Genomic DNA, 21,630 nt, shown 5'->3' on the forward strand with positions numbered 1-21,630 from the left:
CGCGTATGGACATCGGCTTCATCGGCCTGGGCAACATGGGCTTTCCGATCGCCTGTCGACTGTTGGCCGCAGGGCATCGTGTCGTGGTTTTCGACACCCGCCCCCCGGTCGTCGACGAGGCCGTCCGACAGGGTGCCGAGGCCGCGACGTCTGCGGCCGACGTCGCCGACCGCGTGGCAACCGTCATGGCGAGCCTGCCGACGCCGCAGGCGTCCCTCGACGTCGCCGAGGCGGTCGCGGGTGGCTCGGCGATCCGCCGCTTCGTCGACTTCTCCACGGTGGGAAGTTCGACGGCGCAACGCAATTCCGCGCTGCTGGCCGACCATGGTGTGGCCGCGCTCGACAGCCCGGTCAGCGGAGGTGTGCACGGCGCGCAGGCGGGCACCCTCGCGGTGATGGTGTCGGGTCCGCGAGACGAGTTCGACGTGTGCCTGCCGGCCTTTCAGGCGATCGGCCGCGTCACCTACGTCAGCCCGAAACCCGGTGCCGCACAGACGATGAAGCTCGTCAACAACCTGATCGCGGCGTCATCGCTTGCGGTCACCGCGGAAGCCGTCGCGATGGGGGTCAAGGCCGGGCTGGACGCCGAGGTGATGATCGACGTGCTCAACTCCGGATCCGGCGGAACCCACGCGAGCCGCGATAAGTTCCCGCGGGCGGTGCTGCCGCGCACCTTCGACTACGGTTTTGCGACCGGCCTCATGGTCAAGGACATCCGGCTGTACCTGGACGAGGCCAAGGCGCTGGGGCTGCCGACGGAGCTGGCCGATACCGTCGCCCGGATGTGGGAGGGCACACTGGCCGCGGAGGGACCGGACTCGGATTTCACGTCGATCGTCAAACCGATCGAGGCCGCCGCGGGTGTGGTCATCGCGGCTCGGACGCCATGACTGGAATCTCTCGGCCGTCGGTAGCGGAGGCCGCCGGGTGCAACCACGCGGCGATGTTGCGCACGTAGTCCTTGAACGCCACCAGCCGTGACGGGTCCGCCTTGATCGCGGAGCCCTCGGGTTCGGTGACGAAGGTGGGTGCGCCGCAGCCGAGGTCCCAGTTGTAGTCGGCGAAGTGGTGGAAGGTCGAAGCCGCCAGTGCCCGGCCCATCGGCCTGCCATCCGGGGACATCTCACCGTCCAGCACCACGGCGAGCCCGAAGCGTCGGCCCGATGCGGTGCTTCGGCCGCGCGCGAGCACCTTCGCATTGGGCACACACGCGGACACCGCACCCTCGTGTGGGTGGGCCGGGAACCATTCGATCCGGCCGCTGGCGGTGTGGTTGGTGCGCAGCAACGCGTGCACGGGCTCATCGGCGAACACGGGCTGATAGTCGCCGTTGGCCCCGGAGTGGTAGTTGGGCCACGAGATCGTCGGGGTGTCCTGGTCGTCGCGTATGCGCGCCGGGTCGGGGTTCTTCTCATGAAAATGGTTGACGTCGCCCAACGATCCGAGCCCGGTCAGGCAGCTGCCCAGATCCTGGTGGTCGCGCGCGGTGAGCACCCCGCCGCCGTTCTCGCGAAACCGCACGATGGCTTGCGATTCGGCATCGGTGAGACCATCGCCGACGTCGACGGCCATCAGCCACAGCTGGTCGTGGTCCAACTCGTCCAGCCGGCTCAGTACAGGGTCGTCGGTCGTGCTGACCCGGTTCCGTGCGGTCACCTCGTGGCCCGCCGCGCGCAGTTCGGCGGCCAGCAGCGAGAAACGGCTGATATCCCAGTCGTCGGCGTGTGCGGCGATGGTGGTCTGCAACAAGATCTTGGACATCGGAATCCCTTTGCCTGCTCAGACCTTCGCGGGGACGCGGCGGTCCCGACGGGCGAGTAGTTCGTCCTCGTCGACGAAAGTGAGCATCTGCTGGCCGGGAGCGCAGAACATCGTCACGAGGAAGCGGAGTTTCACGTCGTCACGCGCGTTTCCATCCGAGTAGTGAATGGTGTCGCCACCGGGCTCCCAGAAGGTCTCACCGGCCTCCACGACGCGGGGTGGCTCACCCTCGAGTTCGAACAGCATCGCGCCTTCCAGCACATAACCGAACGCAGGTCCGCTGTGGCGATGCGGCGCGGTGCCCGGATCGCCCGGCGGGAACTCGATGGCGATGGTCATCGCGTGCGATCCCGGGGCGATATCGGGTGGCATGGCCTCCTGCAGCACGGTCACTGCCGTCTGCCACGCGGTGCTGTGGGGGTTCGGTGCTACCGACTCGCTGGTCATGTCCGGGCTCCTTCTGGTCGCGGGTATACCTCTGAGACCGGGTAGGAGCTGGATTTGTGACAGGCGCGCCTAGCTGCGGTCGTCGATCACCTGGTGGCCGGCGTTGTATCCCGGTATGAACGTAATGCCCGGACCGCCGTGGCACCCCGCCCCGCCGAGGTAGAGACCGTCGATCGGGATCGGCATGTCGAGAAAGCCCTTCGGCCCCGGCCGATTCGGTCCCATCAGGTCCGGATGCAGCAGACCATGACAGAAGTCACCTGCGGGTGCCGCGAACATCGTCTGCATGTGGTACGGCGCGAACGTGATGTGGCGGATGACGATGTCGCGGAAGTTGGGGGCGTAGCGGGTGATCTTGTCGATCACCTTTTCGGCCATCTCGTTCTTCAGGTGGCCGTGCCGGTCGCGGCTGGTCTCCACGGGGAATGCGTACGCGAACGCGCTGGCCGCGTGTTTTCCTGGCGGCGCCATGGCGGGGTCGTGCACCGACGGGATCTGCATGCCCATCGACGGGTTGTCCGGCACGACGCCGCGTCTGCACTCGTCCCATTGGCGTTGTTGTTCCTCGGGGGAGTTGAAGATCCCGACGGACCCCTGCATGCCGGGCTCGTTGAGGAACTCGTAGGGCGGTGCGAATTCGGGGAGGCCGTCGAGTGCGAAGTGGAGCTGGACGAACGAGGCGCGGTGGTCGCGACCACCCAGCCGCGTCACGAGGTCGTCGGGGAGATGTTCGGCGCCGACCAGGTCCACGAGCGTGTGATCCGGCGAAAGGTTCGAAATGACCACCGGCGCACTGACTTCGGAACCGTCGCGCAATCGCACACCGGTCACGCGGTCGTTGGCGACGAGGATCTTCTCGACCCTGGTGCGGTATCTGATCTCCCCGCCGCCGGAAAGGAACAGCTCGAGCAGGTGGTCGCAGAGTGCTCCGATCCCACCCTCCAGCTTGGTCATCATCGCGGTGGATTCGTCGGGTACGGCGAGTGCGAACGCCAAACATGTTGCGCTGCCCGGGGTGTAGGGACCGCGGTACGTCGAGTTGATGGCCAGGAAGGCGAGCATTCCGCGCATCACCGCGTGCTTCTGCCGATCGGGCAGGAATCGGTCGATGGCGTCCATCGCGGTGCCGAACAGGACGTCGTGGATGGCCTGGCGCTCGGCTTCGTTGGCAGCGCAGGCATACATCTCGTCGATGGTCTTTGGTGGTGTGCGAACGTCGAAGCGGCCCAGCGCCTTCGACGGGCCCTGGCTCCAGCCGATCAATCCCGCCATGCCGGTGACGGCGTCCACGCCGTGCTTCTCGGTGAGGTGGGCCATGAGCTTCATCGGATCGCGATAGAAGATCATCGCCTCGTCACCGTCGTCGCCGAGATTGACCGACATTACTTCGGAGTCGACGGTCGGCAATGTGTCGAGTCCGAGCTCCTTGGCGATCTGCGGCGGCATGGGGAACTGGACCGAGCCGGCGATCTCGTAGCGGAACCCGTCGATGAGCTCGACGGTGGCCGCCATCCCTCCGGCGTATGTGTTGGCCTCCAGGCACACGGTCCGCATACCCGCCTGTTGCAGCAGCGCGGCGGCCGTCAGTCCGTTGTGGCCGGCACCGACGACGATCGCGTCGTAGTCGCTCATGGGCTCTCCTTTGCACTGGATAGATCCGGATAGAATATGTCAGTACTGACACAAAATATGTCAGTACTGACAAACTCGATCGACGGTGGGATACGATCGCCGCGCTATGACCGCCTCGCCCAACCTGCATGAGCTCCGGCGATTGTCGACGCGCGAAGCGTTGCGAAAGGCGGCGCTGGCGAGCTTCGCCGCCAAGGGCTTCACGAATGTCACGGTGACCGAGCTGGCTCGCGAGGCCGGGGTCACCGAGCGCACGTTCTTCCGACATTTCCCCACCAAGGAAGCCGTCCTGTTCCAGGACTACGAGACGCAGGTCGAGTGGTTGGCCGACGCCTTGGAGCGGCGGCCCGATTCGGAGTCGGTGTTCGATGCCGTGCTGGCCGCCATTGCGAGCTTCCCGTATGACCTGGAAGTGGTGCGCCAGGCGGCGAGTGCTCGGGCGGAACTGATCAGTGCCGAGCGGATCGCCGCTCACCTGAGGGTGGTGCAGGCGTCGTTCGCCGGGGTGATCACGAAGTTCGTTGCGCACCGGTACGCCGACACGCCAGAGGTCGATTTGCTCGCCGAGGTTGCCGGTGCGACGTTGGCGGCAGCGCTGGTGACTGCCGTGGAGAACTGGGGCCGCAACGGCTGCACGGGCGACCTCAACGAGATCAGTGCTACCTGTGTGAATCTCGTCAGGTCCGGTCTGGCGCCGCTGTCCTGACGTCCGCGCCAGCGAATAAATGCAAATATTGCTGGAGTTCGCGCCTGTGCACAGATGCGCTCCATACGGGCGTACCCTGCAGGTATGTGGTTACGCGGATTGCTTCTCGGCGGCTTGTGCGCGGTGGCGATCGCCGCTGCGCCGGCGGCGGTAGCGGAGCCGTCCACGTATCCCGCCACCGACGCAAACGGCGTCCCCACGAATCGATCCGGTGGGCCGGTCACGACGATCAACGGCATTCCCTGCACGGCCGGGCACTACGGCACGTGCTTCTCCTTCGCGCAGAACCAGCCGGGACGGCAGACGCCACGCGCAACGGTGGGCGGCAGCCCGACCGTCCACAACTAGCCGTTCACAACTAGTCGGAACAGGGATCGGCCCGCCACCCGAGAAGCTCTGATGGCGGGCCGACGCATGCTGCTAGCGCAGCGAGCCTGGCGGCCAGTCGTAACCGATCTCGTCGCAGATGGGCGGAATGATGATCAGGGATCCGCGCGGGGAGCAGAACGGCATTCCCGGCGGCGGTGTCACCGGCGGGGGTGGCGTACCGACCGGGGCGGGTGGCGGCGCCGCAGCATGCGGCGAACCGGACCACGGAAACATGGTGTTGGACGCGACGTCCACGATGCCCTCGGAGGTCCAGTACCAGTCGTGCGGGACATTCCAGTCCCAGCTCAGCACCTGACCGCCAGGAGGCGCCGGCTCACCAGGGAACCAGTGGGTGCACGTGACGCCGGCCGGACAGTTGCCGCCTTGGTAGCTGGGACCCTGCGCGGACGCGGTAGCCAACCCCAACCCAGCCAGGCCCAGACCGGTGGACACCGCCACCGCGGTCGCAAGCTTCGAGATTCGGTTGATGATCGTTCTCCTTCGTCGGGCGCCGCTCGGGTGGCGTCGCCAATGCGGTCCAGTACAGGCCGCGGAGTTAGCTACCGATCCCAAGTATGATGCCCCAGCAAACACATGGCCGAGGCCGTTCTGCGTAAACTCGTTGGATTTCTCTTGTGCGCCCGTGGCCGCCGCTAGGCTCCCGTCCGTGACGGTGAATCGCCGCAAAGTCCTGGGTGCAACGGGTCTGGCGGGCGCTGCCGCCGCGACCGGAGTGGGCGTCGACCGCCTCATCATCTCCAGCGGCTCTGGCAACAGCTCCGAGAAGGAAGCTCCGATTTCTATGGCTGACGATGCTGCGCGCTTCGGCGATCCCCGCATACCCGCCGAGACCATCACCTCGCAGACCCACCTGTTCCGACTCGGCGAGCAGCCGCGCAGCGAGCATGACGGAGGTTGGTTTCAGCAAGCGAACGAGGACAACTTCCCGATCCTCAAGGGACAAGAAGCGAGCATGCTGTTGCTCACGCTGAAGCCTGGAGGCATCCGCGAGCCGCATTGGCATCCGAGTGCGTGGGAACTGAACATCGTCACCGGAGGAGTGGCGACGTGGATCGTCATCGACGGGAACGGCAACTACGAGAGCTTCGACCAGGAGGTCAACGACGTCGTATTCGCGCCCCAAGGGTCGTTTCACTATTTCGAGAACCGCGGCCAGGATGACCTGTCGGTCATCATCATTCAGAACACCAGTGCGCCCGAAGACAAGGACAACATCGGGATCGGGGAGTCGCTCAGCAGGCTCCCACCGCGGGTGTTGTCCGCGATCTTCGGTGCGCCGGAAGAGACGTTCAAGTCCTTCAAGAAGATCGACAACTCGATCGTCATCCTGCGCTCGCCCTAGTAAGACTGGCCGTCGGCGTAGCGCTGCCGTCGGTAGTGCCGACCCTTGCCGCGATTGCGACTCTTATACGTCGTCAACTGCGAGTCGCAGTTCGGGCAGACCAGTCGCAGGTTCTCCCGCCGGTTCTTGGTCGGGTCCCCGTCGATGTGGTCCAACACCAACGCGAGTGGCAGGTCCAACCACACGCTGGCGCCGCCGCAGATCGCACAACAGCGTCCCTGCGCTTCGGCAAGGTACTCGCGGATGTAGTGGCCGCGGCCGGTGCCCACCCGCGCATCACCGGATTTGAGCCAAAGCTCCGTACTGGCTTGGCGCCGGGCCACCGCCTGGCATGTGTTGTCGCAGTAGACCTTCTGACTGCGCTTCGTGAGTGCTGCACCGCAGCAGCGACACTTTCTCAACCCGTGGCCAAACGTGGAGCCCCCTATCGGGATTGAACCGATGACATTCCGCTTACAAGGCGAACGCTCTACCACTGAGCTAAGGGGGCCTGCGGGGTCAGAGTTTATCGGGTCGCCCATTCGGGGAACTCGCTGCGGTGTGACTGTCAAGGACGATCTGCTCGAGGACCTGCCGCACGTCTATCCGGGATTGGAGCGGCCCGACATCGAGCGGCTGCTGAACCTGCTCGACCAGAGCGCCAGCACCGAGGCCGCCATGGGGCTGTCCATCGCGACGGCGCTGCGGCCGTTGGTCCCAGAGGTCGCCGACCGCATCGAGTCGTACGGTCCGCAGGACGTCGACGAGTACGTGCGGATCCTGCGCGGTGCGGTCGTCCCGCTGCTACAGCAGTGGCAACCCGAAAGCGAAGCCCCGGCGGCCGATGAGGTCGCCGATCGCGTCGCCACCCTGGACGGCTGACGTCACTCGTCGGCGTCGATGACCCGCTGCGACACCACCGGTCGTGAGGTCGCCCGGGTGCGCGCCCTGGGACGCCTGCCCGGTAGTGGTATTCGGTCGGCGATGTTGCTCAGCGGGTTGACCACCTGGCTCAACGTGATGACTGCGTCGTGCAGTGCATCGATCGTCGGCCCCAACGCCTCCAAACCCGGCGTCAGGCGGTTCAAGGTGTCGGCGACATCCGCCAGTTTGAGCAGCGGCCCGTTCTGGTCGGTCAGCGTGTCGAGCAGCCCGCCCTCGGCAAGCAACCGGTCGGCCACCCCGTCTTCGCGAAGCACCCGTTCGATCAGGCCGTCGTGGGCCAGGAGTTGATCCGCCAGCCCGCCGGGGGCGATGACCCGAGATATCGCGCCGTCGTCGGTCGTCATCCGGTCCAGCAGCCCGCCTTCCGCGGTCACCTGGTCGACGATCCCGCCCGGTGCGAGCGCCCGAGAGATCGCACCGTTCTCTGCGGTGAGCCGGTCCAGCAGCCCGCCTTCCTCGGTCAGCTGATCGACGATTCCGCCCGGGCGCAGAAGTCGGTCGAGCGGACCGTTGGGCGCCAGTGCCCTGCCGAGTGGCGCGTCGTCATCCATCAGCCTGGCCAGGCGATTTGCTCGGTCGACGGCTTCGTCGAGACCCAGCAGTTTCGCGAACGACGCCGACCCGTCGGCGGTCGCCGAATCCGATTCACCTAGGGTGCGCTGGGCGATGCCGAGGGCGCCGCTGGCCATCGAAAGCCCTGCGTCAGCCATGGCCAGACCGACTCGTACCGGTGCGGTGGCCAGGTCCGTCACGGCTTTCCCCAGGTTCATTTCCCCAGTCTATGGACGACGCAAGGCCAAACTCACAGGAAGTACACAGTCTTTCGCAAGGAACATCGCAAGCAATCGGGCGGAAAGTGGATGAATGGCGATGGCTCCTGCACACGAACACACCCCGGAGGCCACGGTCCTCGTGGTAGACGACGAGACCAACATCGTCGAGCTGCTGTCGGTGAGCCTCAAGTTCCAGGGTTTCGACGTCTACACGGCGTCCAACGGTTCGGCCGCCCTGGACAAGGCACGTGAGGTCAAACCGGACGCGGTGATCCTCGACGTGATGATGCCCGGCATGGACGGCTTCGGCGTGCTGCGTCGGCTGCGTGCCGACGGCATCGACGCTCCGGCGCTGTTCCTCACGGCCCGCGATTCGCTGCAGGACAAGATCGCCGGGCTCACCCTCGGCGGTGATGACTACGTGACAAAACCGTTCAGCCTCGAAGAGGTGGTCGCCCGGCTGCGGGTGATCCTGCGGCGGTCGGGTCGTGGTGCCGTCGAGGAGGCGCGCAGTTCCCGGTTGACGTTCGCCGACATCGAACTCGACGAGGACACCCACGAGGTGTGGAAAGCCGGCGAGCCGGTCTCCCTTTCACCTACCGAATTCACGCTGCTGCGCTACTTCATCATCAACGCGGGCACCGTGCTGTCGAAGCCGAAGATCCTCGACCACGTCTGGCGCTACGACTTCGGCGGTGACGTCAACGTCGTCGAGTCCTACGTGTCGTATCTCCGTCGCAAGATCGACACCGGCGAACAGCGTCTGCTGCACACGTTGCGTGGCGTGGGGTACGTCCTTCGCGAACCCCGATGAGTGGACGGCACAGATAAGCGCTTGCGAGACGGGCAGAGCGCTGACCTGAACAATGGGCCTGTGGGCGCATTGAGCAGGCGGGGAATCCCGCTGCGCGTTGGACTCGTGGCCGCCACCCTGGTGTTGGTGGCGTGCGGCCTGCTCGCCGCGGATGTGGCGGTCACATCGATCCTGCGCCACAGCCTGAGCAACCGGGTGGACGAGGAACTGCTCGACGCCTCCCGCAGCTGGGCCCAAGCCCCGCGTCAGGTGCCCGCGGAGCCGATGGCGGGGCCCAACCCCGCCCGCCCGCCGTCGGACTTCTACGTCCGGGGCATCGGTCCCGACGGCCACATCTGGATGGCGGTCAACGACCGTGACGCCGAACCGGCACTGCCTGACTCCAATGACGTCGGTCCCGAGCCGGTCACCATCGGTTCGGTCGGCGACTCGGGCGTCCGGTGGCGCGCGATGACGGTGCGCGGTCCGCAGGGCGAACTCACCACCGTGGCCATCGATCTGTCCGACGTCGAGACGACGCTGCGCGCCCTGACATACGCCCAACTCGGCATCGGGCTGGCCGTGCTGCTCGTGGTTGGCGTGGCGGGGTATTGGGTCGTGCACCGCAGCCTCCGGCCGCTGGTGGAAGTGGAACGGACCGCTGCGGCGATCGCGGCGGGCCAGCTGGACCGAAGGGTGCCGGAGCGGGATCCGCGGACCGAGGTCGGCCGATTGTCGCTGGCGCTGAACGGCATGCTCGCCCAGATCCAGACCGCGATCGCGGCGTCGGAGGCGTCCGCTGAGCAGGCGCGCGGTTCCGAGGAACGGATGCGCCGATTCATCACCGACGCAAGCCACGAGCTACGCACACCGCTGACCACCATCCGCGGTTTCGCTGAGCTGTACCGCCAAGGTGCCGCGGACAACATCGAGATGCTGATGAGCCGCATCGAAAGTGAGTCGAGCCGGATGGGTCTGCTGGTCGAAGACCTCTTGCTGCTGGCGCGGCTCGATGCGCAGCGTCCGCTCGATCAGCGGAGGGTTGATCTGCTGGTGTTGGCAAGCGACGCCGTCCACGATGCGCGGTCGATCGCGCCGAAGCGCAGGATCACGATGGAGGTCTTCGACGGACCCGGCACCCCCGAAGTACTCGGCGACGAGCCGCGGCTGCGGCAGGTGCTCTCGAACCTGATGTCCAATGCGCTGCAGCACACACCCGAGACGGCGGATGTCGCTGTGCGGGTGGGAACACAGGACGACACCGCGGTGCTCGAGGTCTGTGACAAGGGCCCGGGTATGAGCGTGGAAGACGCTCACCGCGTGTTCGAGCGTTTCTACCGCGCGGATTCGTCGCGGGCGCGGGCGAGCGGCGGCACCGGACTGGGGCTCTCGATCGTCGACTCGTTGGTGCACGCGCACGGCGGCACAGTCAGCGTCACGACCGCGCCGGGCCAAGGTTGCCGGTTCACGGTCAAGCTGCCGCGGATCGCCGACGTGCCCGCCCAGCTGGGTTGAGCGTCAGGGCAATTCGGCCAGTGCGGCCTTGATCCTCGCCTGCGCCTCGTCCAGTGACTCCGGAGACGGGTTGCGGTCGACGTTGGCGAATCCGAAGTCGGACAGGTTGCGCGCGGGGAACACGTGCACGTGCAGGTGCGGTACCTCGAGACCGGCGATGATCACCCCCGAACGCTCCGTGTCGAAGGCCTTGCAAACGGCCTTACCGATGCGCTGCGCGACGGCCATCACCTTGTTGAATTCGGCCGGCTCGACGTCCTGCCAGTTGTCGATCTCCGCGCGGGGGACCACCAACGTGTGGCCCTGGGTCATCGGCTCGATGGTCAGGAAGGCGACGACGTCGTCGTCCTCATAGACGAATCGACCGGGCAGCTCTCCGTTGATGATCTTGGTGAACACGCTCGCCATGCCCGTCAGCATAGTGAGGGTGCTCAGGCGCGATTCTCAGCGGATGAGGCCGTCCAGTTCCTCGATGCTCCACGGCGGTGAATCGGCGTGGTCACGATAGCCGATGATCGCCGGCGTCTGACGGTCGAAGCGACCGACGAAACCGCCTGCGGCGATGAAGATCTGGCCCGTCACGCCCTTGGCGAGATCGCTGGCGAGGTAGGCGTAGATCGGTGCGGCGTACTGGGGCGGCGGCGCGTCGAGCGCGGCCTGGGTACTGGCGTTGTCGAGCAGGCCCCGGCTGTTCAACTCAGCAATGTGGCTTTCGTACTCCGAGCCCGTGGAAAGCCGCGTCTTGGCGCCGGGGCACACCACGTTCGCCCGCACCCCGTGCTCCTTGAGCTCCGCCGCGATGGCCATCGTCAGTCCGTTGACGCCGCCCTTACCCGCGGGATACCCGGTGCCGCCGTAGTCGCCGAGATATGCGAACGAGCTGGTGTTGATGATCGAACCACCGCCCTGTTCCACCATCTTCGGCGCGGCGGCCCGGCAGGTCTCGAACGTGGTCATCAGGTGTGCGTCGATCAGATCGCGGAACAGCGTGCTGGTGACTCGCAGAATCGACTCACCCGCGAGCCCGGGCGTGCCCGCGCAGTTGACGAGGATGTCGATGCTGCCGAACTCCTCCACGCACCGCTCGATAAGCGCGTCGGCGACGTCGGGGTCGGACGGCGAGCCGGGATGGGCGATCGCACCGGCTATCCGTTCGGCGGCCTCGTTCGCGGTGGCGGGGTCGCGTCCGTTCAGCACGACGCCGGCGCCCTGTGTGGCCAGCAGCTCGGCGACCGCGAGTCCGATGCCGCGGGTGCCGCCGACGACCACGGCGCCCCTGCCGCGGAGTGGTGCGCTAATCGCCCTCGCCCTCCTGAGCGAACGTCATGGCGTCCATGTTCCAGTACCCGCGCAGGTTGGTGATCAGACCGGCGTCGTTCACCTTGTATGTGAACACCCCGCGGACGGTGGCAGTGAAGCCGTTCGGGAATCGGGTGCGCAGCACCAGGATGTACGCGATCTCCTTAGGCGAGCTGGACGGGAACGTCGCCTCGCGGGTGACGGTCAACTGGTTCGGGCCGATGTTGGTGTCGTAGAACGCGGCGACGGCCTCCTTGCCGCGGATCCCGTTGCCGTCCGGGTTGGTGACCGCCTCGCCGATCGGATCCTCGACGAGGACGTCGTCGGCCATCAGGGCCAGCCACCCTTCCTTGTCACCCGCCTGCACGCATCGCCACGACGCCTCGGACGCGATGACTACCGGTGTCTTCTCGATGGTTTCAGTGTTGCTGTCGGACACGGTGTTTCACTCCTTTGTTAGATGGTGCAGGCGGCACGGGCGCCGTCTTCGGTGGCCTTGCGGATGAGTCCGGCGCCGGTGCAGTCGCCCGCCGCGACGATATGGGTGTCGGGCAGCGCGGCGACGAGCTTCTCGTACAGCTCGGTGTTCGGTTCGACGGCGCCGGCGACGATGACGGTGTCCGACGGCAGCCGCCGACGGGACCCGCCGCGCGGGGTGAAGACGACGCCGTCCGGTGCGATCCGCTCGACGGACACCCGTACGTGCACCGTCACCCCCAACCGGTCAAGGCGGTCCATGTGTTCGGTCTTGCGCTTGTTGCCCACCAGCGGTGCGATGGCCTTGCCCGGCTCCAGGACGGACACCAAACGGTCACGCGCCGCGAGGAATTCGGCGAGCTCGAGTGCGCCGAGGTCGGCGCCCACGATGGTGACGCGACGCTCTTCGGGGATCGACCCCTGCGATATCGCGCGGACGATGTCGCGCGCACTACGCACGTTGGGCAACTCGGATCCTTCGATCGCGGGTGGCACGACGCGCCCGCCGTTGGCCACCACCACGGCGTCGGGTCGCAGGTCGACGATATCGTCAGCCGAAAGATTCTGTCCCAGTTCGACGTTGACCGAGCTCTGCGTGATCTCCTGCCTGAGGTAGTCGAGGAACGGCTCGTTCTCGGGATGCAACAGCGACGCCCACCGCAGCGCACCGCCGGTCTGGTCGTCGCGGTCGAACAGCGTCACCCGGTGACCGCGCTCGGCGGCGACGCGTGCGGCCTCCATCCCGGCGGGGCCGCCGCCGATCACCACCACCCGCTTCGCGCTGGAAGCCGGTACCACGGCCAGTTCGCGTTCCTTGCCGGTACGCGGGTTGACCGCGCAGTCGACCGAAAAGCGTTGTTCCATCGCGTCGATGCAGTTCTCGCACGAGATGCAGCGCCGGATGCGGTGCGTCTGCCCGGCCGCCACCTTTGCGGGCAGCTCCGGATCGGCCAGCATGGGCCGGGCCATCGCGATGAAATCCGCCCTGCCGTCGGCGAGAATCTGCTCGGCGCGGGCGGGGTCGTGGATACGGCCGACGGCGATCACGGGTACATCGACGACCTCCTTGACCGCCGCGGCAGCGCCGACGTTGAGCGCGTCGCCGTCGTCGGCCGCGTTGACCATGCCGGTCACCAGTCGATCGATCACTCCGCCGCTGACGTGGAACGCGTCGACACCCGCTGCTACCAGCTCCGGTGCCACCAGCGCGGTTTCGAACATCGGCCGGCCGCCGGCCACACGCTCATAGCCGGAGATGCGGAGCGTGATGGGCAGTGCGTCGCCGATCTCGGACCGGATCGCGGCGAGCGCGTCGAGCACCACACGGATACGGCCCGACACCGAGTCGCCGCGGTAGTCGTCGGTGCGGCGGTTGCGCTGCGGGGCGAGAAACGAGCCGAGGAACATGTAGCCGTGCGCGGCATGCAGTTCGATACCGTCGTACCCCGCTTCGGCCGCGCGCCGCACCGCCCGCTTGAACAGATCGAAGACCTCGACCAACTGTTCGCGCGTGACCTCCGCCGACGGCCTGCCGGTCAGGTACGACGGAATCACCGACGGGCCGATCGACGTCACGCCGTACATCTCCGGCCCGAGCCCGTCGGGCCCGGCATGCACGATCTGCGGCTGGATCTTGGCGCCGTGTTCGTGCACCACGTCGACCAGCGCGCGATGCGCGTCGACCGCCTCGTCGGTGGCCAGGTGCAGCCCGCCCGGTGTCTCGGGGTGCCGATGGTCGATGCCGGTCGCGCCGACGGTGATCAATCCGACGCCGCCCGCCGCGCGCGCGGCGAAGTAGTCGCGGGTGCGCGGGGACGGCAGCCCTTCGGGTGTGCCGTACAGGGTCTCCATCGGCGACATCACCATGCGATTGCGCAGCGACATCGCGCCGATCCTGCCCGGCGCCAACAGGTTTGGATACCCGCTTATTGCGGGCTACCGATCCTCGTCGGTATAGCGGATCACGCCGCGGATGTTGCGGCCCTGCAGCATGTCCTGGTAGCCGTCGTTGATCTGTTCCAGCTTGTACTGCCGGGTCACCATGTCGTCGAGGTTGAGCTTGCCCGCCTTGTACATCGACAGCAGCTGCGGGATGTCGAAGTGCGGGTTACCGCCGCCGAAGATGGTGCCCTGCAGGTTCTTCTGCATCAGGGTCAGCAGCGACAGGTTCAGCTTCACATCCGTCTCCGCCATGTTGGCGACGGCGGTCACCACGCAGGTGCCGCCCTTGGACGTGCAGTTGAGGTAGTTGTCGATGTCCTCGCCCTTGAGCTCACCGGTGGTGATGATCGTCTTCTTCGCCATCAGGCCTGCGGTGACCTCGGCGATGCCGGCCATCGCGGCGAAGACGTCGGGATAGACGTGGGTGGCGCCGAACTTGAGCGCCTGATCGCGCTTCCACTCGACCGGGTCGACGGCGAAGATGTGACGGGCGCCGGCGTTCACCGCACCCTGCAGCGCACCCATCCCAACGCCGCCGATGCCGAAGATCGCGACGTCCTCACCCGGGCGGATGTCCGCACTGCGCACGGCCGAGCCGTAGCCGGTGGTGACACCGCAGCCGACGAGGCAGGCCACCTCGAACGGGATGGACGGGTCGATCTTCACGACCGAGCTCTTGTGCACGACCATGTACGGGCTGAACGTGCCGAGCAGCGTCATCGGGATGACCGGCTTGCCGTCGGCGGTGTGCACCCGGTGGGTGCCGTCGGACACCGAGGTGCCGGTGAGCAGCAGCGCGCCCAGGTCGCAGAGGTTGCGCTGTCCGCTCTGACAGGTCGGACACTCACCGCAGGACGGGATGAACGAGAGCACCACGTGGTCGCCGGGTGCGACGTTCTCGACGCCGGGGCCCACCTCGAGCACGATGCCCGCGCCCTCGTGTCCGCCCAGCACCGGGAAGCCGGCCATCGGGATGTCCCCGGTGACCAGGTGATGGTCGGAGTGGCACATGCCAGACGCTTCCATCTGGATCTTGACCTCGTCTTTGACGGGGTCGCCGATCTCGATTTCCTCGATCGACCACGGCTGGTTGAAGTCGTAGATCAGAGCGCCTTTTGTCTTCATCCGCATGTGCCTTCCGTTAGAGCTAGTGAGGCCAGACTAGAGCCATTAGTTAGATAGGTCACGGCCACCCCCAATCAACTGCTTGGTGGCCGCAAATCACCAGATGGGGACGGGTGCCTGTCCCAGCGGGTAGTAGCCGGGCAGCTTCTCACCCGACAGGGACCGCTCGATGCGCTTCTGCATGGTGGGGGTCAGGTCACCGGACTCGATGAGCTTCGCGTAGCCCTTCGCCACGTGGCCGAAGTCGAAGAAGTCGCGCTGCCATTCGATCAGCAGATCGTCGTTGAGGCGGAACCAGCTGCCGCCGATGCCGTAGATCTCGGCGCGGGTGCCGTCGCTCTTGTTGGCGATCTGTTTCCAGAAGCCGACGATCTCGTTCTGCTTCTCGTCGATCAGGGTGCGCTGATATTCGTAGTACCAGTTCTCCAAGCCCTGCATCTCCAGCCCGAGGGCGATCTCGCGGATCTCTTGCTTGCCCACGCACATGACGTCTTCCTTGGGGCCGATGTTCCAGCCGTAGGTGGCGTCGTCGGTGTAGAACTCGGCCAGATTCGTCCAGTCGCCGGCTGCCTCGGAGTCCTTGTTGGCCTGCAGCCAGCGCTCGACCCAGTCTTCGAGCTGCTCTCTTGACGCCATGTCAGTCTTCCTTCTCTGTGATGGATAGTGCTCGGGTGGGGCACATTTCGACGGCCATCTCGACGGCCTCACGAAGTTCGTCGGGTGGTTCGGGGTCGACGATCTCGACGACGCCGCGTTTGGGCACCTTGAAGACGTCGGGGGCCTCCAGCTCGCACATCGCGTGGCCCTGACACAGGTCCTCGTCGAGTTCGATCCGATAACAGCCCATGGTTCAGTCCTTTACGCGCTTGCGGTAGCGGACCTTCGACGGCCGGGCCAGCTGGACCACCATCTTGGAGTGGTCGTTGCGGTAGGTCTCGGGCGGCTGGGCCACCTCAAACTCATACTCGCGCAACAACACCGAGAAGATCGCCTTGATCTGCATCTGCGCGAACGCGGCGCCGACGCAGCGGTGCTTGCCGGCCCCGAACGGAATCCATGTCCAGCGGTTGATCAGGTCCTCCTGCCGCGGTTTGTTGTAGCGGTCGGGATCGAAGGCATCCGGGTTGGGGAAGTCCTCGGGAATCCGGTTGGAGATCGCAGGTGAGGCGGCGACCAGCTGGCCCTCGCGAATCGGATGTCCCACGACCTCGAAGTCCTCCTTGGCCACCCGCATCAGGATGATGAGCGGCGGGTGCAGGCGCAGCGTCTCCTTGACCGCGTTGTCCAGCAGCGGAATCTGGCGCAGCGCATGGAAACTCACTTCCTGGCCGTCGGCGTAGAGGTCGTCGAGCTCCTGTTGCACCTTGGCGTAGTACTCGGGGTTGCGCAGTAGTTCGATCAACGTCCACGACGACGTGCCTGAACTGGTGTGGTGACCGGCGAACATCAGCGAGATGAACATGCCGGTGATCTCGTTGGCCGAGAAGCGCGGATTGCCCTCCTCGTCCTTGATCGACACCAGTACATCCAGCAGGTCGCGATCGCTCTTGTCCTTGGGCGGGTTGGCGATTCGGTCGTTCATGACCTCCTGCACCAGTTCGACGAGCTTGACGCGGGCCTCGTCGCGGACCCGGAAACTCTCGATGGGCAGATACGGGTCGACGTAGCAGAGCGGGTCGGTGCCGCGCTCCAGCAGATGAAAGTAGTGGGCGAATCGGGAATCCAGCTGGTTGCGGAACTTCACACCGATCAGGCACGCCGTCGACGTGTAGATGGTCAGCTCGGCGAAGAAGTCGAGCAGTTCGATCTCGCCCGCATCACCCCATTCGGCGATCATGCCCTTGACCTGGTCCTCGATGGTCGCGGCGTGGCCCTTCATCTGCTCACCGCGCAGCGCGGTGTTGTGCAGCATCTCGGCCCGGCGCTCGGGGTCGGCGTCGAACACCACACCCTCGCCGAACACGGGGGTCATGAACGGGTAGGCCTCGGCCTGGTTGAGTTCATTGTCGGTGGAGCGGAAGAAGAACTCGTTGGCCTCGGCGCCCGACAGCATCACCACCTGTTTGCCCGCCAACTGGAACCAGCCGATGTCACCGCACTCGTCGCGGACCCGTTGCATCAGTCCGATGGGGTCGGTGCGGAATTCTTCGAGGTGTCCGTGCTCCTCGTCGCCGCCGGATACCCGGGGCACCACTGCTGTGGTCATGACGGCATTCCCTCCTCACCGAGAGCGAGCTTCTGTCGGTCTTTGATTTCTGCCAGCGGGGCTTCGGGCTGAAGCTCCATGTTCGCGATGAATCCGCCGCGGGGCGTCTCGGCGACGAACGTGATGGCGCGGGCGAGGTCGTCGGCGCGCAGGAAGTAGTCGTGTCGCGCCTGGCCCCACTTCGCCCAGTCCTCCAGCGCGGGTCCGATTTTCTCCGCGGGCAGGCTCCACCCCATCGAGGTCTTGGTGGGGCCGGGGTGCACGATCGACGCGCGAACGCCGGTGCCCTCGAGTTCCATCTGGAAGTTGGTCACCATGGCGACCAGCCCCGCCTTCGCCGCTCCGTAGGCACCCATGTGGGGGCGCTGGCGCAGCGAAACGTCGGAGCCGACGAAGATCAGGTCGCCGCGGCGACGCTCAAGCATGCCGGGCAGGACAGCGTTGGCCAGCCGGAACGCGCCGACCAGGTGGATCTGCAGCTGTGAGTCGAAATCGTTGCTGTCGATCTCGGCGAGCTTGCCGAAGTAGGTGTCGCCTGCACCGGCGACGAGCACCTCGATCTCGCCGAGCTCCGAGACAGTCTGCTCGACAGCGGATTTCACGGAGTCCGGATCGGTAACGTCGAGATGCACGGCGATGGCCTCGCCGCCGTCGGCGCGGATTTTGTCGACGATCTCCTGGCACTTCTCCACCCGGCGGGCACCGAGCGCGACGGGGAATCCGTTGGCGGCAAGGCGGATCGCAGTTGCCGCTCCGATACCGGAGGACGCCCCGGCCACCAGGGCGGGGCGGCGGTCGGGTAGCGGGTCAAAGCGGGGCATGTGTGGACCTTTGTTCTCAGCGAATGTTCTCAGCGGACCTGAACGGAAATCGGAAGGTGAGCGAATCCGCGGACATTGCTGGAGTGGACGCGGACGGCGTTGGCCTCGTCGACCTGATATCCGCGGATTCGCTTGAACAACTCGGCCAGTGCAACCCGGGCCTCCATGCGCGCCAGATGCGCGCCGAGGCAGAAGTGGGCGCCACTGCCGAAACTCAGTAGCTTCGAACCGATCTCGCGACCGATGATGAAGTCGTCGGGATTGTCGAAAACCCGTTCGTCGCGGTGTGCCGAGCCGGGAAGTAGCAACAGCACGTCGCCGTCGGGGATGACGGTGTCGTAGAGCTCCAGCTCGCCGGCCACCGTGCGGGCCAGGATCTGGCTCGAGGTGTCGAAGCGCAACGTCTCCTCCACCCACAGCGGGATCCGCTCCAGGTCAGCGAAGACCGGCTCGAGTTGATCCGGGTTGCGGTGACCCCAGAACGCGGCATTGGCAAGCAGTTTGGTGGTTGTCTCGTTGCCGGCGATGACCATCAGGAACATGAAGCCGATGATCTCGTCGTCGGTGAGCCGGTCCCCGTCGATCTCGGCTTCCAGTAGTGCCGTCGTCAGATCATCGGTCGGCTGCTTGCGGCGCTGCGCGACCATCTCCTGGTAGTAGACGATGAGGTTCAGCGACGCCTCGATCGCTGAGCCCGGGACATCGGTGACGCCGTCCTCGCGGTGCATCACCGCGTCGGCCCACGCACGCACCTGCGCCCGGTCGGATTTCGGCACGCCCATCAGTTCCGAGATGACGTCCATCGGCAGCTTGCCGGCGAATTCGTCGACGTAGTCCACGGTTCCGGTGTCACGCGCGATCTCCAACATGGAGTCGAGATGCTCGACGGCGATCTCGGTGACCCGCGGCTCCAACTCGCGGATGCGGCGCGGGGTGAAGCCTTTCGAGACCAGGGTGCGCAGCCGCAGATGGTCGGGGTCGTCCATCGCCAGGAACGACATGGTCTTCGACGCGTGCGGGCCGCGGGAGGCCGGATCGAGGGAGACGCCGAACTTGTTGGACAGCGTGACGCTGTTGCGAAACCCCTTGTGTACGTCGGCATGACGCGACACCGCCCAGAACCCGAGTTCGTCGTTGCGGTACAGCGGCGCCTCGTCCCGCAGCCGCTTGTAATACGGGTACGGGTCTTCGTGGAAGTCGTAGTTGTAGGGGTCCAGCGTGACTTCGCTGATAGTCATTTGTCGTCTCCCACGATCAGGCCGACCACATAGCTGAGCCGGTCGGCGATCTGGTGATAGGTGAAGGCGCCGCTGCCGGCATTGACCAGCGCACCGAAGAACGTCATCTCCAACGCGGCCAGCGTGCGCGGATCGGGATCGGGGCCGACGGCCGCGCGGATGCGCCGGTGGATTTCGCCGCCGATGCGCTCGCGGACCGCGCGCACGGCGGCATCGTTGCCCGACAACAGCGCCGTCGTGCACGCCGCGGCGACCTCGGGCTCGTCGGCGATCATCAACGCCATGCTGCGCAGCGTCTTCTCGACGCGAGTGACGGTGCTGTCGTTGACGTCGGTGAAGTAGTCGACCTTCCTGATCAGGTCCAGATAGATCTCGGCGATCAGATGGTTCTTCGACGAGAAGTACGTGTAGGCCGTCGCGGGGGCGACCTTGGCGCGTGCGGCGACCGCGCGCACGGTCAGGTCGGCGTACGACGACTCGCGGAGCATCTCCAGCCCGGCGGCGAGGACCTTGCGGAAGGTCTCCTCCTGGCGCCGGTTTCGTGGTGGGTGCCCCGACTCGGGTGTGAGCGCGGCAACAGCATCGCTGGACACTTGTCCAAGTTATCGGACAGCACGCGCCGTAAGCAAGCGAGCATGCATATTCGCAGCTAGATAACCGGTCGATCGGTGGCACCCCGCGGCGTCCTTGCTTGGCGCCGCGATCTGTGGTTATGGTTCCATGGAACTCTGTCGGACACTTGTCCAGAATGAAATAGGAGGTCGGATGGCAATCCTGACCGATCGCGAGAGCAAGCTGTTCATCGACGGCAAGCTCGTCGACGGCAGTGCGGGCACGTTTTCGACGGTCAACCCGGCGACCGAGGAAGTCCTCGGCGTCGCCGCCGACGCCGGCGCCGACGACATGGGTCGCGCGATCGAGGCGGCGCGGCGGGCATTCGACGAGACCGACTGGTCGACGAACACCGAACTGCGGGTGCGCTGCATTCGTCAGCTGCAGCAGGCGATGCGCGACCATGTCGAAGAACTGCGTGAGCTGACGATCGCCGAAGTGGGCGCACCGCGGATGCTGACGGCCGCGGCGCAGCTCGAAGGTCCGGTCGAGGATCTCAGCTTCTGCGCCGACACCGCCGAGTCATACTCCTGGACAACCGATCTCGGTGTCGCGTCGCCGATGGGTATCAAGACCCAGCGCACCGTCGCACGCGAGGCCATCGGCGTCGTCGGCGCGATCACGCCCTGGAACTTCCCCCATCAGATCAACCTCGCCAAGCTCGGTCCCGCGCTGGCGGCAGGCAACACGGTGGTGCTCAAGCCCGCACCCGACACACCGTGGGCTGCAGCGGTTCTGGGCGAGTTGATTCTCGAACACACCGACATCCCGGCCGGTGTGGTCAACATCGTCACCTCCAGCGATCACGCCGTCGGTGCGCTGCTGTCGAAAGATCAACGGGTGGACATGGTTTCGTTCACCGGGTCGACGAACACCGGGCGCGCGGTGATGGCCGACGGTGCGCCCACCCTGAAGAAGGTGTTCTTGGAACTCGGCGGCAAGTCGGCGTTCGTGGTGCTCGACGACGCCGACCTGGCGGGTGCCTGCTCGATGTCGGCGTTCACGGCGTCAATGCACGCGGGACAGGGGTGTGCGATCACCACTCGGCTGCTGGTCCCCAGGGCTCGCTACGACGAAGCCGTCGAGGCGGCGGCGGCCACGATGGCAGGGCTGCGACCCGGCGACCCCAACGATGCGGGCACCATCTGCGGACCGCTTATCTCCGAGCGACAGCGTGAGCGGGTGCAGGGCTATCTGGACTCGGCCAGCGACGAAGGAGGCAGATTCGCCTGCGGCGGAGGGCGCCCCGCCGACCGGGACACCGGCTTCTTCATCGAGCCGACCGTGATCGCGGGTCTGGACAACAACGCCAAAGTGGCCCGCGAGGAGATCTTCGGACCCGTCCTGACGGTCATCGCCCACGACGGCGACGACGACGCGGTGCGTATCGCCAACGATTCGCCGTACGGCCTGTCTGGCACGGTGTTCTCGCCGGACCTGGACAGGGCCAACGCCGTGGCGGCGCGACTGCGGGTCGGCACCGTCAACGTCAACGGCGGTGTCTGGTACTCCGCCGACATGCCGTTCGGCGGCTACAAGCAGTCCGGCATCGGCCGGGAGATGGGGCTTGCGGGTTTCGAGGAGTACCTCGAGATCAAAGCCATTGCCACGGCCGTCAACTAAGGAGA

Annotated in this window: 25 protein-coding genes and 1 tRNA gene; 8 read left to right on the plus strand and 18 right to left on the minus strand. The window is 66.1% G+C overall.

Annotated elements, in window-relative coordinates; all coding sequences use genetic code 11:
- Window positions 1-5 precede the first annotated feature (5 nt).
- On the plus strand, window positions 6-890 hold the full coding sequence (locus tag G6N43_RS06370) for an NAD(P)-dependent oxidoreductase (protein WP_083153544.1): 885 nt from the start codon (window positions 6-8) through the stop codon (window positions 888-890).
- On the opposite strand, the gene G6N43_RS06375 is transcribed toward G6N43_RS06370, so the two are convergent.
- The 3 genes from G6N43_RS06375 to G6N43_RS06385 all read right to left on the minus strand — a co-directional run bounded on the left by G6N43_RS06375 (window position 868) and on the right by G6N43_RS06385 (window position 3,840).
- Window positions 868-1,761, minus strand: a complete 894-nt coding sequence (locus G6N43_RS06375; RefSeq protein WP_083153546.1) for a hypothetical protein — start codon at window positions 1,759-1,761, stop codon at window positions 868-870. The two genes, G6N43_RS06370 and G6N43_RS06375, sit on opposite strands and share 23 nt — an antisense overlap.
- 18 nt (window positions 1,762-1,779) lie before the next feature.
- Complete coding sequence (locus G6N43_RS06380) at window positions 1,780-2,208, minus strand: cupin domain-containing protein (protein WP_083153548.1); 429 nt, start codon at window positions 2,206-2,208, stop codon at window positions 1,780-1,782.
- Between the two features lie 69 nt (window positions 2,209-2,277).
- Complete coding sequence (locus G6N43_RS06385) at window positions 2,278-3,840, minus strand: phytoene desaturase family protein (RefSeq protein WP_083153550.1); 1,563 nt, start codon at window positions 3,838-3,840, stop codon at window positions 2,278-2,280.
- 106 nt (window positions 3,841-3,946) lie between these two features.
- Here G6N43_RS06385 and G6N43_RS06390 point away from each other — a divergent pair, with 106 nt between their 5' ends.
- Both G6N43_RS06390 and G6N43_RS06395 read left to right on the plus strand, forming a co-directional pair.
- Window positions 3,947-4,546: a TetR/AcrR family transcriptional regulator gene (locus tag G6N43_RS06390; protein ID WP_083153552.1), complete on the plus strand. Its 600-nt coding sequence runs from the start codon at window positions 3,947-3,949 to the stop codon at window positions 4,544-4,546.
- Window positions 4,547-4,630: 84 nt separating this feature from the next.
- Window positions 4,631-4,894, plus strand: a complete 264-nt coding sequence (locus G6N43_RS06395; RefSeq protein ID WP_234810150.1) for a hypothetical protein — start codon at window positions 4,631-4,633, stop codon at window positions 4,892-4,894.
- 72 nt (window positions 4,895-4,966) lie between these two features.
- Here the strand turns inward: G6N43_RS06395 and G6N43_RS06400 are convergent, their stop codons facing one another.
- On the minus strand, window positions 4,967-5,374 hold the full coding sequence (locus G6N43_RS06400) for a hypothetical protein (protein ID WP_244960513.1): 408 nt from the start codon (window positions 5,372-5,374) through the stop codon (window positions 4,967-4,969).
- A gap of 208 nt (window positions 5,375-5,582) precedes the next feature.
- Here G6N43_RS06400 and G6N43_RS06405 point away from each other — a divergent pair, with 208 nt between their 5' ends.
- Window positions 5,583-6,278 (plus strand): cupin domain-containing protein, encoded by a 696-nt coding sequence (locus G6N43_RS06405; RefSeq protein ID WP_083153554.1) that lies wholly within the window; start codon window positions 5,583-5,585, stop codon window positions 6,276-6,278.
- Here the strand turns inward: G6N43_RS06405 and G6N43_RS06410 are convergent.
- The gene (locus tag G6N43_RS06410) at window positions 6,275-6,679 is read right to left on the minus strand and encodes an HNH endonuclease family protein (protein WP_083153556.1); all 405 of its coding nucleotides are present in this window, start codon (window positions 6,677-6,679) and stop codon (window positions 6,275-6,277) included. The two genes, G6N43_RS06405 and G6N43_RS06410, sit on opposite strands and share 4 nt — an antisense overlap.
- Window positions 6,680-6,693: 14 nt before the next feature.
- A tRNA-Thr gene (locus G6N43_RS06415) sits at window positions 6,694-6,768 on the minus strand.
- 50 nt (window positions 6,769-6,818) lie between these two features.
- Between G6N43_RS06415 and G6N43_RS06420 the strand changes: the two genes are divergently transcribed.
- Complete coding sequence (locus G6N43_RS06420) at window positions 6,819-7,139, plus strand: hypothetical protein (protein ID WP_083153558.1); 321 nt, start codon at window positions 6,819-6,821, stop codon at window positions 7,137-7,139.
- Between the two features lie 2 nt (window positions 7,140-7,141).
- Here the strand turns inward: G6N43_RS06420 and G6N43_RS06425 are convergent, their stop codons facing one another.
- On the minus strand, window positions 7,142-7,972 hold the full coding sequence (locus G6N43_RS06425) for a hypothetical protein (protein ID WP_083153560.1): 831 nt from the start codon (window positions 7,970-7,972) through the stop codon (window positions 7,142-7,144).
- A 94-nt stretch (window positions 7,973-8,066) separates the two neighbouring features.
- On the opposite strand from G6N43_RS06425, the gene G6N43_RS06430 reads away from it, so the two are divergent.
- Together G6N43_RS06430 and G6N43_RS06435 are read left to right on the plus strand one after the other, a co-directional pair.
- The gene (locus G6N43_RS06430) at window positions 8,067-8,789 is read left to right on the plus strand and encodes a response regulator transcription factor (protein WP_083153562.1); all 723 of its coding nucleotides are present in this window, start codon (window positions 8,067-8,069) and stop codon (window positions 8,787-8,789) included.
- Window positions 8,790-8,849: 60 nt separating this feature from the next.
- Window positions 8,850-10,283 carry a sensor histidine kinase gene (locus G6N43_RS06435; protein ID WP_083153564.1) on the plus strand — a complete coding sequence of 478 codons (1,434 nt, stop codon included), beginning with the start codon at window positions 8,850-8,852 and terminating at the stop codon, window positions 10,281-10,283.
- 3 nt (window positions 10,284-10,286) lie between these two features.
- Here the strand turns inward: G6N43_RS06435 and G6N43_RS06440 are convergent, their stop codons facing one another.
- The 11 genes from G6N43_RS06440 to G6N43_RS06490 form a co-directional block, all read right to left on the minus strand.
- The gene (locus G6N43_RS06440) at window positions 10,287-10,691 is read right to left on the minus strand and encodes an HIT family protein (protein WP_083153798.1); all 405 of its coding nucleotides are present in this window, start codon (window positions 10,689-10,691) and stop codon (window positions 10,287-10,289) included.
- 36 nt (window positions 10,692-10,727) lie between these two features.
- Window positions 10,728-11,552, minus strand: coding sequence for an SDR family NAD(P)-dependent oxidoreductase (locus tag G6N43_RS06445; RefSeq protein WP_083153566.1), 825 nt, complete (start codon window positions 11,550-11,552; stop codon window positions 10,728-10,730).
- Window positions 11,553-11,577: 25 nt separating this feature from the next.
- Window positions 11,578-12,021 carry a nuclear transport factor 2 family protein gene (locus G6N43_RS06450; protein ID WP_083153568.1) on the minus strand — a complete coding sequence of 148 codons (444 nt, stop codon included), beginning with the start codon at window positions 12,019-12,021 and terminating at the stop codon, window positions 11,578-11,580.
- Window positions 12,022-12,038: 17 nt separating this feature from the next.
- Window positions 12,039-13,943: an FAD-dependent oxidoreductase gene (locus G6N43_RS06455; protein WP_234810152.1), complete on the minus strand. Its 1,905-nt coding sequence runs from the start codon at window positions 13,941-13,943 to the stop codon at window positions 12,039-12,041.
- A gap of 51 nt (window positions 13,944-13,994) precedes the next feature.
- Window positions 13,995-15,125, minus strand: a complete 1,131-nt coding sequence (locus G6N43_RS06460; protein WP_083153572.1) for an NDMA-dependent alcohol dehydrogenase — start codon at window positions 15,123-15,125, stop codon at window positions 13,995-13,997.
- 96 nt (window positions 15,126-15,221) lie between these two features.
- Window positions 15,222-15,761, minus strand: coding sequence for a nuclear transport factor 2 family protein (locus G6N43_RS06465; protein ID WP_083153574.1), 540 nt, complete (start codon window positions 15,759-15,761; stop codon window positions 15,222-15,224).
- Between the two features lies 1 nt (window position 15,762).
- Window positions 15,763-15,972, minus strand: a complete 210-nt coding sequence (locus G6N43_RS06470; RefSeq protein WP_083153575.1) for a ferredoxin — start codon at window positions 15,970-15,972, stop codon at window positions 15,763-15,765.
- A gap of 3 nt (window positions 15,973-15,975) precedes the next feature.
- The gene (locus G6N43_RS06475; RefSeq protein WP_083153577.1) at window positions 15,976-17,331 is read right to left on the minus strand and encodes a lanosterol 14-alpha demethylase; all 1,356 of its coding nucleotides are present in this window, start codon (window positions 17,329-17,331) and stop codon (window positions 15,976-15,978) included.
- Window positions 17,328-18,152, minus strand: a complete 825-nt coding sequence (locus G6N43_RS06480) for an SDR family oxidoreductase (protein ID WP_083153579.1) — start codon at window positions 18,150-18,152, stop codon at window positions 17,328-17,330. Before G6N43_RS06480 ends, G6N43_RS06475 begins: the two co-directional genes overlap by 4 nt.
- Window positions 18,153-18,181: 29 nt before the next feature.
- The gene (locus tag G6N43_RS06485) at window positions 18,182-19,390 is read right to left on the minus strand and encodes a cytochrome P450 (protein ID WP_083153581.1); all 1,209 of its coding nucleotides are present in this window, start codon (window positions 19,388-19,390) and stop codon (window positions 18,182-18,184) included.
- The gene (locus tag G6N43_RS06490; RefSeq protein ID WP_083153583.1) at window positions 19,387-19,983 is read right to left on the minus strand and encodes a TetR/AcrR family transcriptional regulator; all 597 of its coding nucleotides are present in this window, start codon (window positions 19,981-19,983) and stop codon (window positions 19,387-19,389) included. Before G6N43_RS06490 ends, G6N43_RS06485 begins: the two co-directional genes overlap by 4 nt.
- Window positions 19,984-20,155: 172 nt before the next feature.
- Between G6N43_RS06490 and G6N43_RS06495 the strand changes: the two genes are divergently transcribed.
- A complete protein-coding gene (locus tag G6N43_RS06495; protein WP_083153585.1) occupies window positions 20,156-21,625 on the plus strand; it encodes an aldehyde dehydrogenase in 1,470 nt (489 codons plus the stop codon).
- The last annotated feature ends 5 nt before the right edge of the window (window positions 21,626-21,630 follow it).

Source organism: Mycolicibacterium moriokaense (genome assembly GCF_010726085.1).
GTDB classification, from domain to species: domain Bacteria; phylum Actinomycetota; class Actinomycetes; order Mycobacteriales; family Mycobacteriaceae; genus Mycobacterium; species Mycobacterium moriokaense.